This window comes from Rhodovulum sp. PH10 (genome assembly GCF_000293785.1).
In the GTDB taxonomy this organism is placed as follows: Bacteria; Pseudomonadota; Alphaproteobacteria; order Rhizobiales; family Xanthobacteraceae; genus Rhodoplanes.
In genome coordinates, this window is the sequence record NZ_AKZI01000026.1 from 21,234 (window position 1) to 43,709 (window position 22,476).

The 22,476-nt window shown below is 68.3% G+C and carries 29 protein-coding genes and 1 tRNA gene; 12 read left to right on the plus strand and 18 right to left on the minus strand.

Going from position 1 to position 22,476, the window contains the following annotated elements:
• Nucleotides 1-53 precede the first annotated feature (53 nt).
• Together A33M_RS05380 and gor are read left to right on the plus strand one after the other, a co-directional pair.
• Complete coding sequence (locus A33M_RS05380) at nt 54-563, plus strand: DUF2059 domain-containing protein (RefSeq protein ID WP_040619416.1); 510 nt, start codon at nt 54-56, stop codon at nt 561-563.
• Complete coding sequence (gor, locus tag A33M_RS05385; protein ID WP_008384340.1) at nt 560-1,957, plus strand: glutathione-disulfide reductase; 1,398 nt, start codon at nt 560-562, stop codon at nt 1,955-1,957. Before A33M_RS05380 ends, gor begins: the two co-directional genes overlap by 4 nt.
• A 60-nt stretch (nt 1,958-2,017) precedes the next feature.
• Here gor and A33M_RS23680 read toward each other — a convergent pair whose 3' ends face one another.
• Entirely contained in the window at nt 2,018-2,206 is a 189-nt protein-coding gene (locus tag A33M_RS23680) for a hypothetical protein (protein ID WP_008384342.1), read from the minus strand.
• Here A33M_RS23680 and A33M_RS05390 point away from each other — a divergent pair.
• From A33M_RS05390 to A33M_RS05400, 3 genes are all read left to right on the plus strand, one after another.
• Entirely contained in the window at nt 2,205-2,471 is a 267-nt protein-coding gene (locus A33M_RS05390) for a type II toxin-antitoxin system VapB family antitoxin (RefSeq protein ID WP_008384345.1), read from the plus strand. The genes A33M_RS23680 and A33M_RS05390 overlap by 2 nt on opposite strands.
• Nucleotides 2,468-2,890, plus strand: coding sequence for a type II toxin-antitoxin system VapC family toxin (locus tag A33M_RS05395; protein ID WP_008384346.1), 423 nt, complete (start codon nt 2,468-2,470; stop codon nt 2,888-2,890). The genes A33M_RS05390 and A33M_RS05395 overlap by 4 nt, the downstream gene beginning before the upstream one ends.
• Nucleotides 2,891-3,100: 210 nt before the next feature.
• Nucleotides 3,101-4,489: a class II 3-deoxy-7-phosphoheptulonate synthase gene (locus A33M_RS05400; RefSeq protein ID WP_008384349.1), complete on the plus strand. Its 1,389-nt coding sequence runs from the start codon at nt 3,101-3,103 to the stop codon at nt 4,487-4,489.
• Between the two features lie 91 nt (nt 4,490-4,580).
• On the opposite strand, the gene A33M_RS23685 is transcribed toward A33M_RS05400, so the two are convergent.
• Nucleotides 4,581-5,141: a hypothetical protein gene (locus A33M_RS23685; protein ID WP_157223343.1), complete on the minus strand. Its 561-nt coding sequence runs from the start codon at nt 5,139-5,141 to the stop codon at nt 4,581-4,583.
• A 70-nt stretch (nt 5,142-5,211) separates the two neighbouring features.
• Here A33M_RS23685 and A33M_RS23690 point away from each other — a divergent pair, with 70 nt between their 5' ends.
• Nucleotides 5,212-6,156: a hypothetical protein gene (locus A33M_RS23690; protein WP_157223344.1), complete on the plus strand. Its 945-nt coding sequence runs from the start codon at nt 5,212-5,214 to the stop codon at nt 6,154-6,156.
• 174 nt (nt 6,157-6,330) lie between these two features.
• On the opposite strand, the gene A33M_RS05410 is transcribed toward A33M_RS23690, so the two are convergent.
• The gene (locus A33M_RS05410) at nt 6,331-6,801 is read right to left on the minus strand and encodes an HU family DNA-binding protein (protein ID WP_337460000.1); all 471 of its coding nucleotides are present in this window, start codon (nt 6,799-6,801) and stop codon (nt 6,331-6,333) included.
• Nucleotides 6,802-6,848: 47 nt separating this feature from the next.
• Here A33M_RS05410 and A33M_RS05415 point away from each other — a divergent pair.
• Nucleotides 6,849-6,925 (plus strand) — tRNA-Asp (locus A33M_RS05415).
• Between the two features lie 73 nt (nt 6,926-6,998).
• Here A33M_RS05415 and A33M_RS05420 read toward each other — a convergent pair.
• The 8 genes from A33M_RS05420 to A33M_RS05440 all read right to left on the minus strand — a co-directional run bounded on the left by A33M_RS05420 (nt 6,999) and on the right by A33M_RS05440 (nt 11,421).
• Entirely contained in the window at nt 6,999-8,165 is a 1,167-nt protein-coding gene (locus tag A33M_RS05420) for a site-specific integrase (protein ID WP_008384355.1), read from the minus strand.
• Nucleotides 8,162-8,443, minus strand: coding sequence for a hypothetical protein (locus tag A33M_RS05425; RefSeq protein ID WP_040619417.1), 282 nt, complete (start codon nt 8,441-8,443; stop codon nt 8,162-8,164). The genes A33M_RS05420 and A33M_RS05425 overlap by 4 nt, the downstream gene beginning before the upstream one ends.
• Nucleotides 8,444-8,701: 258 nt before the next feature.
• Nucleotides 8,702-8,908 carry a hypothetical protein gene (locus A33M_RS23695; RefSeq protein ID WP_157223345.1) on the minus strand — a complete coding sequence of 69 codons (207 nt, stop codon included), beginning with the start codon at nt 8,906-8,908 and terminating at the stop codon, nt 8,702-8,704.
• A complete protein-coding gene (locus A33M_RS05430; protein ID WP_040619418.1) occupies nt 8,905-9,330 on the minus strand; it encodes a hypothetical protein in 426 nt (141 codons plus the stop codon). Before A33M_RS05430 ends, A33M_RS23695 begins: the two co-directional genes overlap by 4 nt.
• 388 nt (nt 9,331-9,718) lie before the next feature.
• Nucleotides 9,719-10,399 carry a hypothetical protein gene (locus A33M_RS05435; protein WP_157223346.1) on the minus strand — a complete coding sequence of 227 codons (681 nt, stop codon included), beginning with the start codon at nt 10,397-10,399 and terminating at the stop codon, nt 9,719-9,721.
• 88 nt (nt 10,400-10,487) lie between these two features.
• Nucleotides 10,488-10,634, minus strand: coding sequence for a hypothetical protein (locus A33M_RS23700; RefSeq protein WP_157223347.1), 147 nt, complete (start codon nt 10,632-10,634; stop codon nt 10,488-10,490).
• Entirely contained in the window at nt 10,631-10,855 is a 225-nt protein-coding gene (locus A33M_RS23705; RefSeq protein ID WP_008384367.1) for a hypothetical protein, read from the minus strand. The genes A33M_RS23700 and A33M_RS23705 overlap by 4 nt, the downstream gene beginning before the upstream one ends.
• Nucleotides 10,852-11,421, minus strand: coding sequence for a hypothetical protein (locus tag A33M_RS05440; RefSeq protein ID WP_157223348.1), 570 nt, complete (start codon nt 11,419-11,421; stop codon nt 10,852-10,854). The genes A33M_RS23705 and A33M_RS05440 overlap by 4 nt, the downstream gene beginning before the upstream one ends.
• 677 nt (nt 11,422-12,098) lie before the next feature.
• Between A33M_RS05440 and A33M_RS25210 the strand changes: the two genes are divergently transcribed.
• The 5 genes from A33M_RS25210 (at nt 12,099) to A33M_RS05465 (ending at nt 15,954) form a co-directional block, all read left to right on the plus strand.
• Nucleotides 12,099-12,221, plus strand: coding sequence for a hypothetical protein (locus A33M_RS25210; RefSeq protein WP_008384370.1), 123 nt, complete (start codon nt 12,099-12,101; stop codon nt 12,219-12,221).
• Nucleotides 12,222-12,635: 414 nt separating this feature from the next.
• A complete protein-coding gene (locus A33M_RS22765) occupies nt 12,636-13,253 on the plus strand; it encodes a BRCT domain-containing protein (RefSeq protein WP_083850322.1) in 618 nt (205 codons plus the stop codon).
• Between the two features lie 619 nt (nt 13,254-13,872).
• On the plus strand, nt 13,873-14,589 hold the full coding sequence (locus tag A33M_RS23715; protein WP_040619425.1) for a hypothetical protein: 717 nt from the start codon (nt 13,873-13,875) through the stop codon (nt 14,587-14,589).
• Nucleotides 14,586-15,194, plus strand: coding sequence for a type II toxin-antitoxin system VapC family toxin (locus A33M_RS05460; protein WP_040619426.1), 609 nt, complete (start codon nt 14,586-14,588; stop codon nt 15,192-15,194). Before A33M_RS23715 ends, A33M_RS05460 begins: the two co-directional genes overlap by 4 nt.
• A gap of 538 nt (nt 15,195-15,732) precedes the next feature.
• Entirely contained in the window at nt 15,733-15,954 is a 222-nt protein-coding gene (locus A33M_RS05465) for a hypothetical protein (RefSeq protein WP_008384375.1), read from the plus strand.
• A 206-nt stretch (nt 15,955-16,160) separates the two neighbouring features.
• Here A33M_RS05465 and A33M_RS05470 read toward each other — a convergent pair whose 3' ends face one another.
• The 7 genes from A33M_RS05470 to A33M_RS22770 all read right to left on the minus strand — a co-directional run bounded on the left by A33M_RS05470 (nt 16,161) and on the right by A33M_RS22770 (nt 22,348).
• On the minus strand, nt 16,161-16,379 hold the full coding sequence (locus A33M_RS05470) for a hypothetical protein (RefSeq protein ID WP_008384378.1): 219 nt from the start codon (nt 16,377-16,379) through the stop codon (nt 16,161-16,163).
• 353 nt (nt 16,380-16,732) lie between these two features.
• Nucleotides 16,733-17,371 carry a hypothetical protein gene (locus A33M_RS05475; RefSeq protein ID WP_008384379.1) on the minus strand — a complete coding sequence of 213 codons (639 nt, stop codon included), beginning with the start codon at nt 17,369-17,371 and terminating at the stop codon, nt 16,733-16,735.
• Nucleotides 17,372-17,522: 151 nt separating this feature from the next.
• Nucleotides 17,523-17,843, minus strand: a complete 321-nt coding sequence (locus A33M_RS05480) for a helix-turn-helix domain-containing protein (RefSeq protein WP_008384381.1) — start codon at nt 17,841-17,843, stop codon at nt 17,523-17,525.
• A gap of 11 nt (nt 17,844-17,854) precedes the next feature.
• Nucleotides 17,855-19,981, minus strand: coding sequence for a phage terminase large subunit family protein (locus tag A33M_RS05485; protein ID WP_008384383.1), 2,127 nt, complete (start codon nt 19,979-19,981; stop codon nt 17,855-17,857).
• Nucleotides 19,978-20,580 (minus strand): hypothetical protein, encoded by a 603-nt coding sequence (locus A33M_RS05490; RefSeq protein ID WP_008384385.1) that lies wholly within the window; start codon nt 20,578-20,580, stop codon nt 19,978-19,980. Before A33M_RS05490 ends, A33M_RS05485 begins: the two co-directional genes overlap by 4 nt.
• 12 nt (nt 20,581-20,592) lie before the next feature.
• Nucleotides 20,593-22,014, minus strand: coding sequence for a hypothetical protein (locus tag A33M_RS23720; RefSeq protein WP_157223349.1), 1,422 nt, complete (start codon nt 22,012-22,014; stop codon nt 20,593-20,595).
• Nucleotides 21,995-22,348 (minus strand): hypothetical protein, encoded by a 354-nt coding sequence (locus A33M_RS22770; protein WP_083850324.1) that lies wholly within the window; start codon nt 22,346-22,348, stop codon nt 21,995-21,997. Before A33M_RS22770 ends, A33M_RS23720 begins: the two co-directional genes overlap by 20 nt.
• Between the last annotated feature and the right edge of the window lie 128 nt (nt 22,349-22,476).

Here is a 22,476-nt window from a genome sequence, read left to right on the forward strand (position 1 = left end):
GGTCGGCGTCACCCGGTTCCTCGGCCACACGGTCCTCGCTAGGGAGTTCTCACATGCCGGTCCCCTCGCTGCTTCGCGCTGCCGCCGTCGGGGCGCTCATGCTCGCCACCGCCGGGCTCGTCCAGGCGCAGGCGCAAGCGCAGCCCTCCGCCTCCGCCGTCGCCGCGGCCCGCGAGCTGATCACCATCAAGGGCGGTGACGCCGTGTTCGACCCGATCATCGGCGGCGTGATCGAGACGGTGAAGAATTTGTTCGTCCCGACCAACCCGAACCTCTCCAAGGAGCTGGACGAGGTCGCCGAGCACCTCAAGAAGCAGTACGCCGCCAAGCAGGACGAGCTGATGAACGAGGTGGCGCGGATCTATGCGGAGAAATTCTCCGAGGCCGAGCTGAAGGACCTCGTGAAGTTCTACAAGTCGCCGCTCGGCCACAAGATGGCGACCACCGAGCCGGAGGTGATCGACGCCAGCATGAAGCGCGCCCAGCTGTGGGCCGACGCCTTCTCGGGCGACGTGATGTCCCGCTTCCGCGAGGAGATGAAGAAGAAGGGCCACGACCTGTGAGCGGCGCCGCGGACCGCGACGTCGACCTGTTCGTCATCGGTGCCGGCTCCGGCGGCGTGCGCGCCGCCCGGGTCGCCAGCGGCCACGGCGCGCGCGTCGTGATCGCCGAGGAGTACCGGGTCGGCGGCACCTGCGTGATCCGCGGCTGCGTGCCGAAGAAGCTTTTGGTCTATGCCGCGCATTACGGCCACGACTTCGTCGACGCCGAGGGGTTCGGCTGGACGGTGCCGACCCCTTCCTTCGACTGGGCGACGCTGATCGCCAACAAGGACCGCGAGATCGCCCGGCTCGAGGCGGCCTATCTCTCGACGCTCGACAAGGCGGGCGTCGAGGTGGTGCGAAGCCGCGCGGTGCTGGAGGACGCCAACACCGTGCGCGTGGTCGCGACCGGCGAGCGCATCCGGGCGAAGCACATTCTGATCGCCACCGGCGCCACGCCGGACGCCGGGCCGAAAATCCCCGGCATCGAGCACGTGATCTCCTCCAACGAGGCGCTGCATCTCGCGGAGCTGCCGAACCGCATCGTGGTGCAGGGCGGCAGCTATATCGCGGTCGAGTTCGCCTGCATCTTTTCCGGGCTCGGCTCCAAGGTGACGCTGGTCTATCGCGGCGACAACATCCTTCGCGGGTTCGACGACGACGTGCGCCACCATCTGCGCATGCAGCTCGAGAAGCGCGGCATCCACGTGATCACCGGCAACACGGTGACGGCGGTGGAGGAGAGCGCCAAGCAGTATGTCGTGTGCCTCTCGGGCGGCATGAAGGTCGCCGCCGACCAGGTGATGTTCGCGATCGGCCGGCCGCCCAACGTGAAGGGCCTCGGGCTCGAGGCGGTGGGCGTGAAAATCGCCGACAATGGCGGCATCGCGGTGGACGAGTATTCGCAAACGTCGGTGCCGTCGATTTTTGCGGTCGGCGACGTCACCAACCGGGTGAACCTCACGCCGGTGGCGATCCGCGAGGGGCAGGCGTTTGCCGAGACGGTGTTCGGCGGCACGCCGACGACCGTCGACCACGAAAAGATCCCGACCGCGGTGTTCAGCGAGCCGGAGGTCGGCACGATCGGCCTGACCGAGGCCGACGCGGTGAAAAAACTCGGCGACGTCGACGTCTACCGGACGATGTTCCGGCCGATGAAGGCGACCCTGTCCGGCCGCGACACCACCATGCTGATCAAGCTGTTGGTGGACGCCGCGAGCGACCGCGTGGTCGGCGCGCACATCGTCGGCGAGGGGGCGGGCGAGATGATTCAGCTGATCGCCGTCGCCATGCGGATGGGCGCGAAAAAGGCCGACTTCGACGCCACCATGGCGGTCCACCCGACCTCCGCCGAGGAACTGGTGACGCTGCGCAACCCCACCACCCGCCACCGCCGCGACAAGGCGGCGGAGTAGGGACGCTTGCCGGAGGGGCCAGTCCTTGGGGGACCTGTCCCCAGGGGTTCGGGATCTCGATCACGGCACGCCGCCACCTCGCCCCGCTTGCGGGGAGAGGTCGGCGTCCGAGCGGATGCGAGGATGCCGGGTGAGGGGGGCGTTCGGCCACTCCACCCGCGCCCGCTCGCCACGATTGATGGTGGTCGAGACGCTGCCTATCTCGATATGGTCGAGGCGCGAGGGCGCAACCCAGGGGAAGCCGCTCATGAGCCTTCACATCGACAGCGAGGAAGTGGACCGGCTGGCCGAGGAGCTGTCTCGCCTCACGGGCGAGAGCCCGGCCGCCGCGGTCGCGACCGCGCTGCGCGAGCGCTTGGACCGCGTGCAGGCCGGCGAGCGACGGCCGGACGACCGCGGGCTTTCCGAGCGACTGCTCGCCATCGGCCGGGAAACCGCTCCGCTGTGGAAGGAGCCGTATCGGTCGATGGATCACGGCGATCTCCTTTACGACGACGACGGATTGCCCAAGTGATCCTCGACACCTCGGCTCTGATCGCGATCCTGAAGGGCGAGCCCGACGCGAAACGCTTCACGGACGCAATCGAGGCCGCTTCGATCAGACGACTGTCGGCCGCGACCTATCTGGAGGTGGCCATCGTCGCCGATCGCAACGGAAATCCGCTGATTGCGCTGCGGCTCGACGAGATGCTTCGGGAAGCCGCGGTGACGATCGAGCCGGTCACCCCGGAGCAGGCGCGGATCGCCCGGCAGGCGTATCGGGATTTCGGCAAGGGCAGCGGCCATCCGGCGCGGCTCAATTTCGGCGATTGCTTCGGCTATGCCCTCGCCCGCGCCACCGGCGAGCCGCTTTTGTTCAAGGGCGACGACTTTTCCCACACCGACCTGACGCCGGCCATTTCGGGTTCGGGTCGGGGTTCGGGCGAGCCGTAGGGCGGCCGCCCCGGTCCGCCCAGCGCATCCCCTGCACACCCCGGCCGCACGCCCGCCATCCCGCCGAATCGCCCGCAAAACCTCGGTGCTGGCCTCGCGGCGTCCCGGTCGTGTATAAGGCCCACGCGCGGCAGGAGGCCCCCAGGACACCATCTGGATCGACGGACCGCCGGGGACGACACCCGGCCCGCGCGGAAAGGACGAAAGCACATGCCCGAGCGTTGGACGCCCGACAGCTGGCGCGCGAAGCCGATTCAGCAGGTTCCGGACTATCCGGACCTCGATGCCCTCGGAGTCGTCGAGAAGCAGCTTTCGAGCTTTCCACCGCTGGTTTTTGCAGGCGAGGCACGCAGCCTGAAGCGGCATCTCGCCCGCGTGGCCGCCGGCGAGTGCTTCCTGCTGCAAGGTGGCGACTGTGCCGAGAGCTTCGCCGAGCACGGACCCGACAACATCCGCGACTTCTTCCGCGTCTTCCTGCAGATGGCGGTGGTGCTGACCTATGCCGCCGCCTCGCCGGTGGTGAAGGTCGGCCGCATCGCCGGGCAGTTCGCCAAGCCGCGCTCCTCGCCGATGGAGACCCGCAGCGGCGTCTCGCTGCCGAGCTATCGCGGCGACATCGTCAACGACAACGAGTTCACCTCGGCCGGCCGTATCCCCGATCCGCGCCGCCAGCTCGAGGCGTACCGCCAGTCGGCGGCGACGCTGAACCTGTTGCGCGCCTTCGCGCAGGGCGGCTACGCCAATCTCGCCAGCGTGCATCAGTGGATGCTCGGCTTCCTGAAGGATTCGCCGCAGTCGCGCCGCTACATGGAGCTGGCCGACCGGATCTTCGAGGCGCTCGGCTTCATGCAGGCGTGCGGGCTTGACCTCGAGCGCCATCCCGAGCTGCGCACCACCGAGCTCTACACCAGCCACGAGGCCTTGCTGCTCGGCTACGAGCAGGCGCTGACCCGCGTCGATTCGACCACCGGCGACTGGTACTGCACCTCCGGCCACATGCTGTGGATCGGCGACCGCACCCGCCAGCTCGACCACGCCCATGTCGAGTTTCTGCGCGGCATCAAGAACCCGATCGGGCTCAAATGCGGACCGTCGCTGAAGCCCGACGACCTGATGCGGCTGATCGAGATTCTCGATCCCGACGACGAGCCGGGCCGCCTCACGCTGATCGCCCGCATGGGCGCCGACAAGGTGATGGATTGTCTGCCGCCGCTGGTGCGGGCGGTGAAGCGCGAGAAGCGCCGGGTGATCTGGTCGTGCGACCCGATGCACGGCAACACCATCTCGACCGCCAGCGGCTTCAAGACCCGGCCGTTCGACCGCATCCTCGACGAGGTGAAGGGCTTTTTTGCCGTCCATGCGGCGGAGGGCACGATCGCCGGCGGCGTGCATCTCGAGATGACCGGGCAGAACGTCACCGAATGCACCGGCGGCGCCCGCGCGATTACCGACCAGGACCTCGACAGCCGCTATCACACCTTCTGCGATCCGCGGCTCAATGCCGAGCAGTCGATCGACCTCGCCTTCTTGCTGGCCGAGCAGCTCAAGCAGCTGCGCACCGCCAAGGCGCAGCCGCTGCCGGCGGTCGCCGGGCTCTGACGTCCGGCTTTTTCTCGAAGGAGGCGGTCCGGTGCGTGCCGGGCCGCCTTTTTGTTTTCGCCGCCCGTGCGAAGCCGGAAAACACCGTTCGTTAACCTCGCGCGGCGTCGGCAGCGGGCTTTTTGCCGGGCGGCAAAAACGGAAAACGCATCGATAACGACTCCCCTCGCATTGTCCGGATCGAGCGGGCGAGGGAGAGACGCGTGAAGAGCAACGGACGCCTCCTCGGCACCACCGTGGTGGTTCTGCTGGCTTCGGGGTGCGTCGCGCAGGCGGCCGAATGGCCGCGGCTGCCCTCCGAGCCGACCCGCGAGGCGACCGTGTGGGATCCCGGTCCGCGCTGGCCGACCCTTCCCGACGCGGCCACGGCATCGCCGGCCCGGACGGTCGTGAGTCGGTCGGCCAAGCCGACGAAGCCTGCGAGATCCAAGCCTTTACCCGTCGTCCAAAAGCCGGCCACGATCCCCGCGCGGGCCACCACTTCGAAAGCCATTGCCGAAGAGCGAACCGAGGTCGCGGCGCTGCCGCCGCCGATCGGCGATTTCGGGCCGCAATGGCCGCGCCTGGACTCTTCGCCCGCCGTCACCGGTGCGCTGGGCGAGCAACGTCCGGCGCTCCAAAAACCCGCCACCACGGCGGTCGCGTCGCCCACGGCCGCGCAAGCCGCCGCTCAGGCCTCGGCGTGGCCGCCCGCCTCGGCGATTCGCTTCCCAAAGATTCCGATGGGCGAGACCACCGGCACCGTCGCCGCGCGCTGGCCGGCGCTGCCGATGGTTCCGGCGCTGCCGCCGCTCGGGCCGTTCGCGGTCGAGGTCGGCGGGCGCTACTGGTACTCGCGCGGCAGCACCGCGTTCGGCTTCGCCAATGGCGATCCGTTCTCCGGCAACCCCACCTCGACGCTCGACTGGAACGACACCACCGGCCATTCCGGCGAGGTTTTTGCGCGCATCGACCACCGGCCGAGCGGGGTGTTCGTGAAGGGCTTTCTCGGTGGCGGCGCGCTCGACGGCGGCACCATCGTCGACCGCGATTTTTACGCCGGGCAGGTCAAATTCTCGGACACCTCGAGCCGCATCGGCGGTGACGATTTCTGGTACGGCATGATCGATGTCGGCTGGGCCTACCGGGTGCCGTCGCTCGGCTTCCGGGTCGGCGGCTTCGTCGGCTATCACTACTGGCGGGAGAAGATGACGGCCTACGGGCTGCGCTGCAACGCCGACGACGTCGGCGGCTGGTTCTGCCCGACCGGATCCGTGCCATATCCCGATTCGACCGCCGTCGGCGCCTACGAGCCGACCTGGCACGCGATGCGCCTCGGCCTCGATGCGCAGTGGCGGTTCATGCCGCGCTGGACGGTGTCGGGGGAGGTGGCCTATGTGCCGATCGCCCACCTCGAGAACGCGGACAGCCACCTGATGCGCGCCGATCTCGGGCCGTCACCCAACATCGTGTCCAAATCCTCGCGCGGCTACGGCGTCGAGGCGGAGGTGTTGGTGAGCTATGCGGTGACGCCGAACCTCGAGCTGGGGGCGGGCGGCCGCGTCTGGGCGCTGAACACCGACGAAGGCGACGTGAAGTTCGGCCCGCTGTTCGCGACGCCGCTCGAGCTGACGAAATTCGAGCAGGTGCGCTACGGCCTGCTGGTGCAGGCGAAAGGCCGGTTCTGACCGGCCCCTCCTTCTCGTGATCCACGCGTCGCCGAATCGATCGTCCGGCGCGTGGTCCTCGCTCGTCGTGGCCGGATTTTTCACCGGCCGTCCGGAGCGGGCTGCCGCAAAGCCGGCGCTCCGAACGCCCGGCCACACGGGCCGGGCACGACGACGAAGGTCTTTTCTCCGCGATCAGATCGCGTCCTTGAGCTCCTTGGCGGCGCGGAAGGCGACCTTCTTCGACGCCTTGATCTTGATCGGCTCGCCGGTGGCCGGATTGCGGCCCATGCGGGCGGCCCGCTTCTTGACCTGGAGGATGCCGAGACCACCGATACGCAGGCGGTCGCCCTTCTTCAGGTGCTTCACCATGAGCCCGACGACCTCGCTGAGGATCGCCTCCGACTCCTTCTTGGCGAGCTCGTGATTGGTCGCGATGGTCGCGGCGATGTGCTTGAGCGTGACGGTCGCGGTCGGCGTCGCTGCCTTGGCCATCTCGAATTCCTCCTCTGTGGACGGATGGACGCTGAAACTGCCCGTCACATAGACGATTCTCGGTTCTTGGCTAGCGGCAAAACGCGGAAACGCCCATGTTTTGTGGGTTTCCAGCCTCTCGGGTGTCGTTTCGGCCCGTCGCGCAGGGCTTTTTCGGACCTCGTCGAGCACGCTTGACTTCCCCGGTCGGACCCCCTATTCGAACGGCTCCGAAGTTCGGGGGCGTAGCTCAGTTGGTTAGAGCGCCGGCCTGTCACGCCGGAGGTCGCGGGTTCGAGCCCCGTCGCTCCCGCCAGTCTTTTCAGAGACTTGGCATTCCCTTCCGGACTTCGTTCCAACTTCCCGGTCCGTCGCGTTCCAACTTTTCTTCATCGTTCGTTCTCCCGAAGCTTGCGGCGGCCGGCTCGGCGCGCGTCCGTGACACTGCGCAGCGTTGCGACGTTCACCGGCACGTAGGTGGCGAACAGCGCGTTCGAAGCTGACAGGGTGTTGCCCATGGCGTGTGCCACGGCCTCGGCCTTGGCGCCGCCGGCGATGGCTTCCACGGCGCCGGAGCGCCGGAAGTCGTGGCCGATGGTTCGGCGCTCGCCCCGGCCGAATTCGGCGGCTCGCACGTCCCGGAAGTCGTCGCCGAGCGTGTCCTTGGAGTAGGGCGCGCCGGAGCGGTTTCGGAAAATGTACGCATCACCGTGCAGGTCGACCCCGAGTCGTTCCAGGTATGCCGTCAGCACGGCCAGGGCGCGCCCACTGAGGACGCCGCCGACCGGTTTGCCTGTCTTGCCGCGCTCGGTGAAGAACGCCTCCCCAGCGGCCCCGCGGGCGAGCTGTGAGGCTCTCAAAGCCCGCACGTCGCCCGGGCTCATCTGCGTGTCCCACGCCACGGCGACGACGGCCGCGAGCCCGCGATAACCGAGTCGCGATGCCCGTTTCGCGACGCGCGAGACCTCGCCTTCGGACCAAGTCAACGAGCGGCCCGCCGCCGAGCGATTGCGAACGCCGAGCGAGGGGTCCGCATCCCGGACGCAGTAGCCGAGGGCCGCCGAAACCTTCCACAGCGCTCGCCAGATTTTCAGGCAGCGGTGCGCCTCGCGAAGCGAGACGGTGTCCTCGATCGCCCGGCGCCAAGCCGAGACGTGCTCGAGCGAGACGGTCCGCGGGTCGCAATCGCCGAACACTGGCTTGATCCGCCGCCAGCCTCGCCACCAGTCCTCGCGGGTCCGGGGCGCCTTCGACCGCCACTCGTCGGTCCGGCGATAGCGGCGGAATGCCTCGCCGAGCGACCGCGGCGGGTAGACGGTCAGCTCTTCCACGCGATCGGGCGACAGGTTGTCCGCCGACACCATGGCGGGCGAGGGCGCCTCGCCGCGGCGGGTGGTATCCCATCGGGCATTCCACTGCTCGGCAGTCGTCCATGCGTCCGGACCGTCCGGTCCGCAGGGGACCGCGTAAAAGCCGAGCCGCTTCATCTTGGCGGTCGGCTCCCAAAAGCCCTTTCCGCGCTTGATGCGGTAGTGCCGGATTTTCACCTTCGTCATGGTGCACCGCCTCGGCGCAGCCCGGCAATGCGCTCGTGCGCGACCGCGCCGGCGTCACGCGCCTGGACAGCCGCCCCGCCGCCGAAGAGGTGAGGGTGTCGCGCGTCGCACCAGCGGTCGACGGCTGAGAGGTCGACATTGCCCGTGTCGGGATCGGGTCGGGGAAAACCGCGGGCGATCAAGGACGGCAGCATCGCGGCGAACCGCTCCGCCGTGACGCCGAGGCGCCGGGCGGTGACCTCCGGCGGCACATCGCGGGGTTCGACGCGGAAGCGCATGGACCGCCTCTCATCTCGCTTTCGCACGGTGACACGTCGAGCGCTTCGCTCCGCTCTTACCGGCGGTCGCTCGTTTCTTCGGACGGAGAAGCTTGGAGAGGCGCGCAGTGACGTGACCGGTCACCTCGGCGCCAGTCGTCATGTGCGACGTGATGCCCGGCGCCGCCCGCACGCCCTCTGCAGCTCGTGTGTGTCTCTCCATCTGCTCGGCTCTCCATCGACCGACAGCGCCGCCTGGATTTGCGCGCCGCCTGCCCGTCAAAGCAGCCGTGGCGCGGTCGGATCGTCGATCGTGGTCGGCTCGATCTGCAGCCGGCCTTGTGCGGGATAGAGCGTCAGCTTGCCGCCGGCGATCTCGATCCGCTCGACCGCGACACCTGATTTGGCCGTTGCCCGCAACGCACGGGATAGGTCGCCCTCCCGGAAGGTGGAGGGCCCACGCGGAACACGATTCGTCTGGTTCATCGGTCCTGCTCCTCTGCCTCAAAGAGATCGATATTCAGCTCCGCTGCACGCCGTTGTACGGTCCGGAACGCCTGCGTGATGTTGGCAACGAACAGGCGACCGAAGTTGCCTTCCGGCCAGTCGAGGACCAATGCCTGTTCGGCAATATCCCGTGCGATCGCGGTGAGGGTGTCGAACACCACGACCGGCGCGGCGAGGTCTTCGCGTGCCGCTACGCCGATCCACACATCGCTCGCGAGATCGCTGGTCGGGAGCAAGGCCGACAGCCCTGCCGCGGTGGCGCGCACTTCGCCGGGAGCCTCTCCCGTCACGTATCTGAGTGGGCCGCGGTTGATGCACGCCTCGTTGTCCCGCAGCACCTTGGCGGCCAAGTCGACCGGCATCCCGCCGGCGACGAGTTCCGAGAAAACGACGAGGAGCACGGCCCTTGCCGGTGAGTAGCCGATCCGCGCCCATCTCGCGCTAGAAGGGGGCAGAGGAAACGGCAAAGCTCGCTTCTGTTGCAGCCCTGTGAGGCGCCCCAGCGAAAACCCCGCCAAACTCAAAAACGCGTCCCGTTTCACAGGCGCACCGGATCGAATGAAAATGTGAGTTAGCGACTCACTAATTATCAAGTTCCCTGTTTCGCGTCAAATGTGGCAGTACCGCCGCCCTGTCAGGCCTGACGAGCGAGAGGTGGCAGGCCCAGCAATTCAGACCGCCGGCGCGGGCCCGCACCGGCTGCAGCGCGCTTCGGGCGCGGCCCCGTGTTGGTCCGGAGATCCTGCGGTCGGCCCGGAAGCGCGGCGCGCGACGCGACGAGGATCGCGATCAGCGTTCAACCTGGTCGAGGTCCTCGGCTGTCTCAGGCGCACCAGAAGTGCGACGCGCCGGAGCGATCTCGTCCAGCTCGAGCCACAGTCCTTTCGCCACGGCGATGCTCTGCCGGAGATCGTCCGCCACCCGGACAAACGCTCGGCGATCGTTCTCGTCGCGGAGGTCGCTGGCCATCATCGCCACGACACGTGCGTAGTCGTCGATTGCGTGAAGCCGCTCTTCCAGCTTGAATGCGATGCGGGACGCACTGCACTCCCCGTCGGCGACCGCCGCGGCGGCGTTCTCCGCCGGCGCTGCGGCCCGGCGAGATTGGCGGCCGGGTTCCCCCAAATTCATCTTTGCCACCTGGTCGACGAGCATTCGGAACACCTTCGGATGCCAATCCAATGGCTCGACCGGCCCTTCGAGTCCGGCGAGAAGCTGCAGCTCGAACGCCGTTGCGCGAAGCCAAACCAGGAGGCCCGGAACGCCTTTCGGCGGGGTTGCCAAAATCGCCCTGGTGATGTCGCTGACTTGCTCCATCGCGTCATCGTACACATCGTCGGCGGCAGTCGCCGCAATCGCAGCCCGCCGCATCAGCTCGTCGCCGAGGGCGAGCAGCACGGATTCGGGCGCCTCGTCGACAGTCGTTGCCCTGCCCGTGTCGTGCATCGACCCGTCAAGCATTGCCTGCATCGTCTACCCCTTGCGGTCGTGAATGAGCCATACCGAGCCGATCAGATCTCGGCGGCCCTCGGTGCCTTCGGCGTCTTCGTTGTTCTGGTCATCGTTCTGCGTTCCTTCCGCGCGTGGTGATCCGGCGAAAGCCGCAATGCGGCGACGCGAAGGCGTTGGCCCGGCCGATCGCAAAGCCGACCAGCGCGGAAAGGATCGCGGCGAGCACCGCGATCGGGACGAGCGGCTCGATCATGTTGGCCACCAGCGCCAGCGGTCGCCGGACCTGCGGTGCGTCCCGACGACCTTGCCGCTGACGTCCTTCACCTCGCACCAATCGGCCGTTTTTCTGTACGCTTCGGCCCGTGCGCGCGCGTCACGGATCGACCCGAACTCGGCTTTCGGGCCGCGCGAGCAGGAGGCGCCACCGATCTCGGCGGAGTACTGCGCGCGCCGTCGCGACGAGTCGCTGCTCATCGCCCCACCTGCATCGCCTCGGCCGCAGCGGCGATGCGGGAGAGCAGAGCTTCTGTCCACTCCGGCTCGAAGCCGCTCTCGGCTTCGGCTGCGATCGCCAATCGGGCGAGCGCAGCAAGCCCGGCCGGTGTCTTCGGCGCCGTGTCGAGCACGGCCCACGCCTCGGTGGCGTCGCGCTCGGCCAGCGCTGCGGCGATCGCTTCGTCGGACATGCCGGCGAGGTGCTGCCGGACGTCGCCGCGCTCGCGCCGCCATTCGCGGTGACGCGAGACGGCCACATGGATTGGATCGACGGAGGGCGCCTCCGGCTCGCCCGGGCCGGCGACCGCCGGAGGCTCGTCGGCCGGCAGCATCCGGGCCAGCCACTCGTGCAGCCGGGCGACGCGCTGCTCGACCTCGTCGTGCTTCGCCATATCGTCGCCGGCAGCAACCGCCTCGGCCGGAGCGTCGGCAAGACGCCGCTCACAGTAGCACCGCGGCGATCGGCCGGGACGAGCGCGAGCCACTCGCAGGCCACGCGACGGAGGGCTGGAGCCCAGCCGGCCGCCGACGAGCTGGCGAACCACCAGATGACCCCGTTCGGCAGCACGAGGCCGAGGTCGGCGGAGCTCAGCTCCCGGCCGCGGCGGCGCGAGGTCGAGTAGGTTGCGCTGAGCACCACGGTCGCGATCGGCAGGTCGACCGTGCCTCCGACCGCCAGCCATTCACCCTTGTAGTCCCGTCCATCCGCGGCGTTCGCAGCGACCTCGTTGAGGGCCTTGGCCCAATCCTTGTCACGTGTGTCACCGGGGATTTTCACGTCCACGCGATTGGAGAAGTCGAGGGGGCCGGCATCGGCTGCGCCGCCGAGATTCAGAGTCGCGGCGTTCATCACTCGCCCTCCTCGCTCGGCGCCGCGTCGCCGAACCGGGCTGCGGTCTGCCGCGGCCGCCGGCGTGCCGGAGTGGGCGGCCAGCCGGATCGCCCAGAACGAGCCGGGCGGAAGCATGGGCGGCTGCCAGTCGGGCGGGAGGAGGACGTCTGGACAAGCGGCTTCGTTCGGGCGAGAAGCCCGTCAGCCGTCGGCATGGGTTAGCTCCGTGTTAATGGCGAGGGCCGCGGCGGTGTTCGCAGCACCGTTGCGGCCCGACAAATTTTCCCGTACAGGTTATTCATGGTGCGGTCAATATCCGGTACAGAAAAAAGAGGGCGCGGCCGCCCGAAGACGGACCCGACGTCTATTCACCTGTCGGTGCAGCCGGACATGCTTGCCGCCCTCGACGCCTGGATCGCCGAGCATGCCGAGCCGCGGCCATCGCGGCCCGAGGCGATCCGCCGCCTTCTGGAAAAAGCTCTCGCCAAGCCGCCACGGCCCGCCAAGCGGTAACCCTCGCGCCCTCTGTCGCAGCCACGCGAATTTGCGTCCGTCTCGGCGCTGCGCCGGCCCGCGGTGCGCAGCCGAGGCCGATCGCTCGCACACCCAACGTCCGATTCCGGACGGCGCATCGATGGATGAGGGAGCCCCACGGGCCGGCCACGCCGGGGCGAGCCGTGTCGTCTCGACCAAGCTCGTGCGATGCCCCCGCGACCGATCAAGAGTAACGAGCCCCGACCGACCGTGACACTCCGGGGAATTTCCCCGGAGTGTCACGCGTGATCAGCCCTGGCACTTGGTCGAGCCGCCGACGAGCACCGCGGCGAGGCGCCGGCCCGCCTACAAGCAATACCTATACCAATTTTCGAAGTTGCGCCTATGATCGCATCCTCTGCAGGTTGTCGGAACGCACAGAGGGAGACGCCGATGGCGGACGTCAAGGGCGATCAATTCTATAATCGCGTCGGCAGGGATCGAATCGAGTGCCGACAGATTGACGAACTAATCGGACTTGCAAGGGGCATCGCAGCCGACGGATTGATCAATCAAGCCGAGGTCCAGTTCCTACAAAAGTGGCTAGCAGCAAATGTAGAGATTAGCGATCAGCCCCTCATTCAAACGCTATACAGGCGCGTGAATGAAGTCCTTTCTGATGGTATTCTCGACGAAAATGAGAAGTCAGAGCTATTCGATTGCCTCGCCACTTTTGCCGATATCGGCCTCGAGCTAGGGGAGGTTCTCAAGCCGTCATCGCTCCCCCTCTGCAATCCGGCGCCAGACCTGACCTTTCCTGGTCGTCGCTATTGTTTCACCGGTACTTTCACCTTGGGGCAACGTCGAGCCTGCGAGCAAGCGGTCATTGACCGCGGAGCGCAGACCGGCAGTCAAACGCAAAAAACCAACGTGCTGGTGATTGGGTCGTATGTCACCGAGTCATGGAAACATGCCTGCTTTGGGAACAAGATTCTGCAGGCCTGCGAATGGCGCGATCGTGGTTTACCTATCTGCATTGTCTCAGAAGCGCATTGGCGCGGTTTCCTTTAACCGTCCGGTCGGCACCACCGGCGAGCATCGCAACGTCTCGGCGAGTCGCCCGGCGAGCGCCACCAGCTCGACGCGGCCGGCGAGCACCAGGCGGTAGCCCGAGCGGCCGGCGGCAGTCTCGCGGCGCGCCACCAGCGCCGGCCCGGAGGCCGCGGGCTCGACCGCCGGCCGACCGCCGGCACCATGGACGCGAATGCCTCGGCGAGCCGTCCGGCGAGCGCAACCAGCTCGGCGAGGCCCGCGAGCACGAGGAAGAGCCGGCCCGGCCACGGCCTCGGCACGCCGGCGGAGATTAGGTGCTCTCCTCGCTTCGGCACCACGGCGAGGCGCCCGCGCGATCGGCTGGCCGACGCCACTGCGAGACGGTGCAGCCACCAGCGAGACCGGCAGGCACGCTCCAGCGCATCGGCCGCACGGCCGAGGCCGGCACCAGGCGCGAGCACCGCAAGCGGCAATAGACCGAAAACGTGTGCCGAGGCGGAACCGGGTTCATAGATTCGTCCTTGCCCGATGGCCAGCCCGATTTCGCGCCTTGCCGCACGAACCGGCTCGGCAGCGACGACGCAACCTCTCGTGAAGCGCTCGCTGGTACGGTACTATGCAAGCCGGAGCAGCCGAGATGACCGCCGCCGAGTACACATTCCGAATAGAGGATTTCCGACCCGACACGCTCCCGATGGGGCGCCTTGCCGAGTACCTTGGCGATTTTGCCAAGTTGCTTGGATCTCCCGACTACGTCCATTTCGCGCGGATCGAGGAAGGGAGCACCCGCTTGGTTGCTGCTGTGGCTCAACAAGCCCGGCCGCAGGTCTCGCCGCGCGTGCGGGCGGCGGCTCTGGGGAACGGCCCACCCGACGCGGTGTCCGCATGGCGCCGATTGAACAAACGCCTCACCGAAGACGCCACCTGCGCATCGCTTGCGATGCCGGGCGGTGAGGTAATCCCATTTCCGGGATCGCCGCGGCCTGATCAGCCTATCGGGCCATTACGTCAGCCAACCTCAATTCAGGGGCGGCTTGTTCGGATCGAAGGCTATGGCGAGAGCGTATCCGTCGGAATCGAGGATGGGAGCGGCATCGCGCGGCGAATTGTCATCGATGCCGAACTGGCCAAGCGATTGGCCTCGCACTTCCACCGCTTCGTCCGTCTGTCCGGAACCGGTCGGTGGCGGCGCACTGCGGACGGACGATGGAGCCTCGAGCAACTGGACGCCGAGGCGTTCCACCCGCTGGACGACGAACCGATCGGGGACGTCGTCCGGCGAGCCGGCAAGATGATCCCAGAGGGCGGAGCGGAACGGGCGATCTCACTCATCAGGGATCTCCGTCGCACATGATCGTCGTCGACGCGAATTTTCTCGTCGTGATGCTCGACCCCATCGCGATGCCGCACATCGTCAAGGGACGGGAGCGTATCGAGCTTTTCGTCGCTGATCTGTCCCGAAACCGCGAAGAGGTGATGATTCCGGCTCCGGTGATCGCGGAAATCGTCGCAGGGCGGGTGGACCAAGTCGACGAAATTATAGAATCGCTTCGGCGCAACAGAGCATTCAATGTCCAGCCATTCGACGAAGTGGTAGCGATCGAGGCCGGTTTACTGATCCGTGCCGCTGTCGCCCGCACGCCACCGGGACAACGCGCGCCCGGCTGGAAGGTCGCCATGAAGTTCGACGCGATGGTCGCGGCGACCGCCAAGGTATGGAATGCTAGGGCCGTGTGCACCGACGACGGCGGCATTGCTAAGTACCTCGCTGGCACAGAGATCGAAGTCATCAAGATTGCTGACCTTCCACTGCCGCCAGAAGACGCACAAGGGTGCCTTGCGCTCGACCCGCCGCCGGCAGATGTGTCGGCGACTAAATCGCTTCACCGTAACGCCGACCTGTCCGATCTGCCCCCCGGAGAGGACGGAGAGTCCCTCCGCGATCCGCTGGACCTGTAACGACAGCGACAGCGCGTCTGCGAGGCGCCGGCCAGCGGCGAGCTATAGGACGGCGGCTTGGTCGACCCGCCGCACGGCGAACACCACCAGCACCAGCTCGGAAGCCGAGGGCTCGACCGTCCGGTCAACGCCGGCACCAGGACGCGAGCGCCTCGGCGAGGCGCACGGCGCGGCCATCAGCTCGGCGAGGCCGGCCAGCACCAGGCGGCAGCCCGAGCGGCCGGCGCGACGCCGCGGCCAGCGGTCAGCACAGCCGTCTGGTCGAGCGACCGACGATCAGCGCGAGCACCGCGGCGCCGCGCCCGAACAGAAACGGCCGGCACCGTGAGGCGCCGACCGTTGCCGTTCCGCTGGCTCATCCGCAATCGGAGGACTGGTCGCGTCGTGATCAGCTCGTTGGCGACACCGCCGTCCGTGCGATGCGTACAACATCCGTGATCACGTTCATCATCCTGATCCGCGCAGCCTCGCCGGACAGGCGCCGCGCATCCTGGGTCGCCTGCCCGATTGTTGCGGCGCGCGTGTCGAGGCGGCCCGCGTGGTGATCATGTCACGATCGACCGCTGCGGCGCGCGCGTGCCACATCGAGGGCGAGTGCCGTCGTCGCCAGAAGATCGAGCAGCTAAGCGCGGCTCGCATCAGTCGCGATCCCGGCGACGCGGTCGCGCCACTCGCGGCCGGCGAGATCGGCGGAGCTACCTGTCGGTTCAACATCGCAAACCCGGTGATCTGTCATCGCGCCTCACAGCTCATGATCTGATCGAGGTGCGCCCGGGGCGGCATGTCCGAACGCCCCGGGCGCGGAAAGGTCGCGGCTGGTTTCATGAAGCACGCGACCTCCACACGACGTGCGCCCGGGGCGAGCGGACAAAGACTCTCGCTCCGGGCGCGGTGCGCGGTCACGTCGCTCGCCGTGACGGCGCAGCGGGCGGCCGGTTCGCGGCGGGCCGGGCCGCCAGATCGGCGTCAGGTCTGCGACGCGGGAAGCCGAATGCGCTCGGTCGCGAGCCCCTCCATGTAGCTGGAATACCGGTCCGCGTCGGCGAACTCGCGCTGCAGCGCGGCCGAGGCGTGCCAGCGCTCGCGCCAGACCGCCGGCCGCTGCGACGGGGGCATGTCGAGCGACTTCACGGCGGCGAGGGCGTCGCGGTTCGTGACGGTCGGAAGGGCGAGCGGGCGAGACATGTCGGAACCTCCGGTGTTCTGGACGGTGGACGCAGGTGGCGCCGCGGCGGTCCGCCGGGCCGGGGCCGCCGGCCTCGCGACGGTGGACGGAGCCGCAGTACGAGCCGCCGGAGCCGCCGGCTTCGCGGGAGCGACCGCCGCAGTGCGAGCCGCCGGAGTCGGCTTGCGGGCGGGGCCAGCCGGCGTAGTGCGCGTGGCGGCCGGCATCGCCTTCGCGGGGACGGGACGGCGGGCAGGCGACGATGCCGCCGCCGGCAGTGGCTTCGCCGGCGGCACATCAACCGGCCGGACGCCGAGCGCGCGTGGCACCTGATCCGGCGCCAGCCCGGCGAGATAGACGTTGACGAGCATACTCACGACGAGGCCCCCGTACGCGGCAGCTTGATGGATTCGAGCAGCGCGAGCTTGGACCCGCTGCCGATGTACTCGCGCGGGTAATAGCCGGGTAATTTCGCGTTCGCGAGGCCGGCAACCTGGTGCCCGAACTGAGCCGCGGCGCCCTCGCCGTCGCGCGCACCGATCAGGTCCTGCAAGCTCGGCTCGATCAGGTCGTGCCGATCCGCATCGCCGAGCACCCGGCTGGTGTCGTGCCACGCGCGATCGAGATCACGATAGGAGACGAGTGCTGCCGCAAGCGCCGCAGCGGCCTCGTGGATGTCGAGCAGCACCCGCCGCAGCTCGGCCCGGCGACCGCGGTTCTCGGCCGCGAGACGCTCCAAGCCGGCCATTCGCTCGCGTGCCTCGGCCTCGGCAATGCGGGCGGTGTATTCCTCGACCGCCGCGCACGCGCGCTCCACGTCGCGATTCGCGATCGTGATCTTCGCTTCGACCCCCGCGACCTGGTCGTCGGTGCCGTCGAGCAGAAGCCGGCGGCGCTCGGCCTCCAGCTCGGCCACCGTCGCTTCGAGGTCGCGAACGCTGATCTTCGTGACAGCGTTGCGCAGCTCGGCCGCGGTCAGGTTCGATTTTTTCAACAGCCCGAGGAATGACATCCGATCTCGCTCCGGTTCGACCTGATCACGATGCGGATCGCACCTCGAGTCGGCAAGGCGCCAAACCGGGCAGAAGTGGGCAGAACCGGGGATCATCCAAAGCCGGGCGGGCACATCAGTCCGGGGAAATTCCCCGAAGCGACGATCGTGATCACTCGTCCGCGATCCCTCGGTAGATGCGACCATCGCGGAAGGCGGCATATCGTAGCATGTCGACCTTCCACCGACCGCCGACCTTGTGGCCGATCTCATGCTGATCGCACCAGCGTTTCAAGGTGTCCACGCTGTGCCCGGTCCGGCGCGCTGCATCCTTGATCGGAACGAGGTGCGACCGGGAGGTTTCCGGCACGTCGAGACGCGCGCGAAGCTCGACCACCTCGGCCGCCAACGCATCGTAACCGGATTGGAGCGCCGCCAGTCTGGCCGACAGCTCGGCGATGGTCGGCGCCTTGATGCTTTGTTCGTTTGCCACGTCCGCGCTCCTCAGTCGTACCGATCGCCGATCCCGCGTGAGAGCACACGGCGGCCGCGCACTGGCGTCGGCGCGAGCGGCACGAGCGGCTTCGACGGGCGGGTCGGCGCAGCCGGAGCCGGTGCCGAGAACAGGTCCTCGGCCGGCGGCTCGCTGCCCCACGCATCGGCCGCGCGCTCGGCCCATTGTGCCGGCGTCCACCCGTCCACCTTCATCAACCAAGCGAGCGCCCGCGAGCCGACCGCGATGTCGAGCGCCTCGTTCGCCCGGCCCGGCATCTTCCGCCATTCACGCTGATCGCCCGGCCGCTCGAGCAGCGCGCGCCGCGCCTTGCCCTTGGCCTGTGCTTTCGGGTCGTACAAAATCTCGGCCGTGAGCTGCTTCGCGTAGTCCTCGCCGATCCAGCCCGGGAGATGCAGCGTGCCGCGGCCGAACCGGCCGTCCGCGTCCGGCCCGGCCGCGAGCTGACGAAGCCCCTGGTACACGGTCGACTTCAAGGCGAAGGTGCCGATGAAGTGCAGCCGGACCGCGCGGGCGCGAAGCTTCGTGCCGAGGTGATTGTTGAGCGGTACGTTCTTGACGTTGCACGGCAGCGCGTCCCGGGCGCGGACGCCGGCCGCGCCGCGGCAGACCCGCAGATTGTGCCGGCCGAGCGCGCGCTGGTAGATCAGCGGCGAGACGTAACCGGTATCGATGCCCCAAGCGCTCACCGGCAACGTCACGCCGTTCGCGGTCGGCCAGCTCGCGGCGAGCAGCGCGTCCACTTCCTGCCATGCCTCGTCGGTCTCGGCCGGGTGCGGAATCACGCCGCAGTCGATGAGCCATCCCTGGCACTCGGCGCCCCACGCCCAGATGCCCCATTCGAGTCGGTCGCCCTGCACGTCGATGAAGCCCGTGAGCAGGCACGCCGGCCACGGCACCGTGCCGCGCAGCCACTCGGCCCGCGCCTCGAGGAGCTTCTGCCAGTCCGGGGCGTCGGCGCTCGGATCGTAGGGCCGGCCGAGGTCCTGTTGCGAGAAGACTTTTAGCTTGATCGGGTTGCCGCGCGCGTCCTCGCCGCGCGACCAGATGTCCGACCAGCTCTCGAAATTCGAGTAGCCCGACCACCACGAATAGGACGGGTGCCAATCGCGGCACCGGCCCTCGCACGGCGCGCACTCCCACTGTGCGAGGTCGGCCGGCTTGATCACGCCGGGCACCGGTGGATCGCGCTCGGCGACCCGTGTCGCGATCCAGCGCCCTCGGGCGAGCATATCGGCACGGTGCACCTGGTCGATCAGCGACCCGCAGTCCGGGCAGGCGAAGGTGACGCGCTGGTTCGTCGACTCGGACGGCGGCTGCATCCGCTCGTAGTCGAGCGGCGCGAAGCTGCCGCACTCCGGACATGGGAGATAAGCGCGGCGCTGGTCGCCGGCCTCGTACAGCTCCGTGATGCGGCAGTCGCCGAGCAGGCCCGGCGTGCTGCTCACATAGGTCTTGGCGAGGTCGCCCCACGACTTCTGACGCGCCTGCGCCTGTGCGATCGGCGAGCCGCGGCCGTCCACGTCGATTGGATACTCGCTGATCTCGTCCATCGCGAGGTAGCGGATCGAGATGCCCTGCAGGCCCTTCGAGGAGGAGGCCGTGACGATCTGGGCGAAGCCGCCGGCGAAGCGCTTGAAGCTCGTCGTGCTTGCGGCTTCGTCGCGGCTGTTCTCGGGCTTCACGCGGTGGCGTATCTGCGGCGACGCATCGATCGTCGGCTGCAGCTTGACCCGGTTGAATTTCACGGCCTCGTCGAGCGACGGCAGCACGACCAGCATCGGCCCGGGTGCGCGGTCGACGATGTAGCCGAACCAGTTGACGATCACCTCGGTCTTGACGATCTGCGCCGAGCCCATGTTGACCACCAGTCGTGCGGGGTGGTCGGGGTGCAGGCAATCCATGATCTCGCGGGCGAGCGGCACGCGCGAGGTGAGCCATGGGCCGGGGAACCGCGAGCCCGACTCGGCGGAGACGACGCGGAAGCAATCGGCCCATTCCGAGACGGTCAGTTCTTGTTCCGGCCGGGCGGCCCGGGCGAGCGCAGCCGCGACGACATGCCGGCCGTTCGGCATCGACCGGAAGCGGGAGCGCAGCTCGGCGGCGAGTGTCGTCACGAGGCGCCCTCCGTCGCGGTCGCCGCCATGGTGCTCGGCGAGTTGGCATCGGAGGTCGTGCCGGCTTCGATTGCGGCGACCAGCTCGGCCATGGCGCGAGCGAATGCGTCCTGCCCCTTGTTCCCGAGCTGGCGGAGGAACGGCCGCACCAGGCGCGGCTCGACCCCGAGGCGCTGGCCGAGCTGCTCCGCAGTGTCGTTGATCGCAAGGTCGAAGGCGGCCCGCATCGCCGCGACGGCCGCGTGCGCCCCGTCGACCACCTCGGCCACCGAGGTGATGTGCCGTTCCTCGCGCGCCAGCTCGAGTTCCCGCAGTCGCGCCTCGGCGTCGACCTTGCGGGCCTGACTGTCGGACTTCGATCGCGCCGGGGCGAACGGCTTGGCGTCGCCGAGGCGGATGTTCTTCGCCCGATGCTCCCGCAGCACGTCGAACGACACCAGCGTCTCGCGCCCGCGCCGCACCGGTCCGAGCGCAGCGGCGTGGCTGCTCACGTAGCGCGACAGCGTCGACCGGTCGACCCGATCGCCGATCGCCGCGAGCCGCGCGGCCGCTTCGGTGAGGCTCACCAGGTCGTCGGGCTGATCCGTGCACGATTGCATGTAACCCGTTCCTCACGTGTACCTGTCGCGGCCCGGCGCCACTAAAAACTTCTCGGAGGTTTCCCGATCGCTTGCCTCTGCAACGTCAGAAGGACCCGCGACCACGCTGGCGGCTGCGATGCCTACGAGACGCCTCGCTCGGCAGCGCTGCGCATCGTGATCACTGCGGAGAATTTCCCCGCAGTGATCGGGCTCGCGCACCTTACAAGCCGAGGCGTCACCGCCCTGCGGCGTTACCTCACGCTCCGCACGTGGCCGCAGCGCGGCCACGTGGGAGGATGGCGTGGAGATCGGGAGGAAGCGGGAGGATGGATCGTCGACTTTAACCCCGGAACCAGCGTCGGATCGTGTGTTGTCTCGGCTGGCTGCAGGCGGCGCAGTTGCACCCCTCATCCTCGCCAGCTCCGCACCTGAGGACACGACAGAGGCGCCCGTAGTGGCGGGCGCCGTCGTCGGCCCGCAAGGTGCGGGTGAGACTCGCCCACGGCCCCCCATATTAGAACAAGAAACCTGCTGGCCTCGCACTTGTCTCACAGCTGATTTTGAGGCTTCATTCGTTTGAATTCGGGCCACCGCTCCCCCTTGTGGCGGAGGCGGGCGCTCGACATGCTCCCGTTCGCCGGCCGATCCTCCCTTCGCCTTCCGCCGACGATACCAAGTGGCACGGCTGATCCCCTCTGCCTCCCACGGCCGCCACGCTTCGGCCGATGGTGCCTCGTACTCGGCGCGCGACCGCGCACCACTGGCACGACGACGAGCGCGGTCAGTCTCGCGGCGCCTTTCCTTCCGCGCCTCGGTGCGCTGCGCCTTGTTCATGTCGACCGCGCCGATAGTCGTGATCGCGAGCTGCTTCCGTTCGGCAGCGGTGAGGTGAAGCCGCCACGCAAGAGTGTCGGCGGAGAATTTGATGGGGTTTGCGATGGATCGAATCGCCAGCGCAGTCGCCTCCGCGGTGGACAGCCACGGCGCCCAAAGCTGCGCCCACTGCACGATATGGCGTTCGGCGTCTGGCCCAAGATGGACGATGTGCTGCGCCACAATCTTCAGATCGTCGTGGCCCGCGTCGTCGTCGGGGAGTTCGGTGCCGTAGCGGAACCGGAACAAGCGTTCCAGCTCGCGCAAGCGGATGAGCGTAATAAGCCGGTTCCCGCCCGTCTCACCGGCGGCGGGCGACGCCTCCGGCTTCGTTGCGCTCGCGCACCAAGCATAACGCCGCGCGACCTCCCGATGGCCGGGCCGGTCCTTCGGTGAGCCGTCGCGGAACAGCTTCGTCGCCGCTGCCGCGATCGTTGCCGCTCGGGCACGAGCTCGACCGGTGCGCACAGCGTCCAACGCAGCCTTGGCGCGAGCGACCTCGCGCAGCTCGGCGACGAGGCGGCGCTCGACCAGATCGAGCCTGGCATAGTGTTCTTGTTCAGCGCGGGTCGACAGCATGGACAGCCATCGGCGCCAGGCGCACGCCGCGCCAGAGCACGATGCTCGATTTGTGGCTCCGGAGCCCCAGCGCATGCAGGCCGCGGGCGAGCGCCGTCGCGCTCAGTCGAGGCGCGCCGGTGCCGGTGGCCCATTCCAGATAGGCTGCGAGCAGCGCCGCAGCGCGCTCCGAACCGCCGGGCTCACGGACACAGCGAGCCCGCACGAACGCGGCGACCGCGTCGGCAGGTTCCGCGACCGCCGCACCGGCGAGGGCGTCCCGCAGGGCCGTCCCGAGTGCCGCGCCGAGTCGGCGCGCCGCCGCCTCCCGCTTCCGGGTGGACTGCTCGGCCATGTTCCCGAACGGGAGGGTAATCTCGACGGTGATGGTCAGGGCCGCGGACGTTCCGACTTCGGGCTTTCCCGGGCCGGATTTCGGGGGCCTCGAAGTCGGATAGAGCGTTGATCGATCGTGGTTTTTTT

Excerpts from the sequence above, each read along its gene's own strand:
- A33M_RS05380 (WP_040619416.1), top strand. The coding sequence starts at position 54 with ATGCCGGTCCCCTCGCTGCTTCGCGCTGCCGCCGTCGGGGCGCTCATG.
- A33M_RS05390 (WP_008384345.1), top strand. The coding sequence starts at position 2,205 with ATGAGCCTTCACATCGACAGCGAGGAAGTGGACCGGCTGGCCGAGGAG.
- A33M_RS23680 (WP_008384342.1), bottom strand. The coding sequence starts at position 2,206 with ATGAGCGGCTTCCCCTGGGTTGCGCCCTCGCGCCTCGACCATATCGAG.
- A33M_RS05400 (WP_008384349.1), top strand. The coding sequence starts at position 3,101 with ATGCCCGAGCGTTGGACGCCCGACAGCTGGCGCGCGAAGCCGATTCAG.
- A33M_RS23690 (WP_157223344.1), top strand. The coding sequence starts at position 5,212 with ATGGGCGAGACCACCGGCACCGTCGCCGCGCGCTGGCCGGCGCTGCCG.
- A33M_RS05420 (WP_008384355.1), bottom strand. The coding sequence starts at position 8,165 with ATGACGAAGGTGAAAATCCGGCACTACCGCATCAAGCGCGGAAAGGGC.
- A33M_RS05425 (WP_040619417.1), bottom strand. The coding sequence starts at position 8,443 with ATGCGCTTCCGCGTCGAACCCCGCGATGTGCCGCCGGAGGTCACCGCC.
- A33M_RS23695 (WP_157223345.1), bottom strand. The coding sequence starts at position 8,908 with ATGAACCAGACGAATCGTGTTCCGCGTGGGCCCTCCACCTTCCGGGAG.
- A33M_RS05435 (WP_157223346.1), bottom strand. The coding sequence starts at position 10,399 with ATGCAGGCAATGCTTGACGGGTCGATGCACGACACGGGCAGGGCAACG.
- A33M_RS23700 (WP_157223347.1), bottom strand. The coding sequence starts at position 10,634 with ATGATCGAGCCGCTCGTCCCGATCGCGGTGCTCGCCGCGATCCTTTCC.
- A33M_RS23705 (WP_008384367.1), bottom strand. The coding sequence starts at position 10,855 with ATGAGCAGCGACTCGTCGCGACGGCGCGCGCAGTACTCCGCCGAGATC.
- A33M_RS25210 (WP_008384370.1), top strand. The coding sequence starts at position 12,099 with ATGCTTGCCGCCCTCGACGCCTGGATCGCCGAGCATGCCGAGCCGCGG.
- A33M_RS22765 (WP_083850322.1), top strand. The coding sequence starts at position 12,636 with ATGGCGGACGTCAAGGGCGATCAATTCTATAATCGCGTCGGCAGGGAT.
- A33M_RS23715 (WP_040619425.1), top strand. The coding sequence starts at position 13,873 with ATGACCGCCGCCGAGTACACATTCCGAATAGAGGATTTCCGACCCGAC.
- A33M_RS05460 (WP_040619426.1), top strand. The coding sequence starts at position 14,586 with ATGATCGTCGTCGACGCGAATTTTCTCGTCGTGATGCTCGACCCCATC.
- A33M_RS05470 (WP_008384378.1), bottom strand. The coding sequence starts at position 16,379 with ATGTCTCGCCCGCTCGCCCTTCCGACCGTCACGAACCGCGACGCCCTC.
- A33M_RS05475 (WP_008384379.1), bottom strand. The coding sequence starts at position 17,371 with ATGTCATTCCTCGGGCTGTTGAAAAAATCGAACCTGACCGCGGCCGAG.
- A33M_RS05490 (WP_008384385.1), bottom strand. The coding sequence starts at position 20,580 with ATGCAATCGTGCACGGATCAGCCCGACGACCTGGTGAGCCTCACCGAA.
- A33M_RS23720 (WP_157223349.1), bottom strand. The coding sequence starts at position 22,014 with ATGCTGTCGACCCGCGCTGAACAAGAACACTATGCCAGGCTCGATCTG.
- A33M_RS22770 (WP_083850324.1), bottom strand. The coding sequence starts at position 22,348 with ATGGCCGAGCAGTCCACCCGGAAGCGGGAGGCGGCGGCGCGCCGACTC.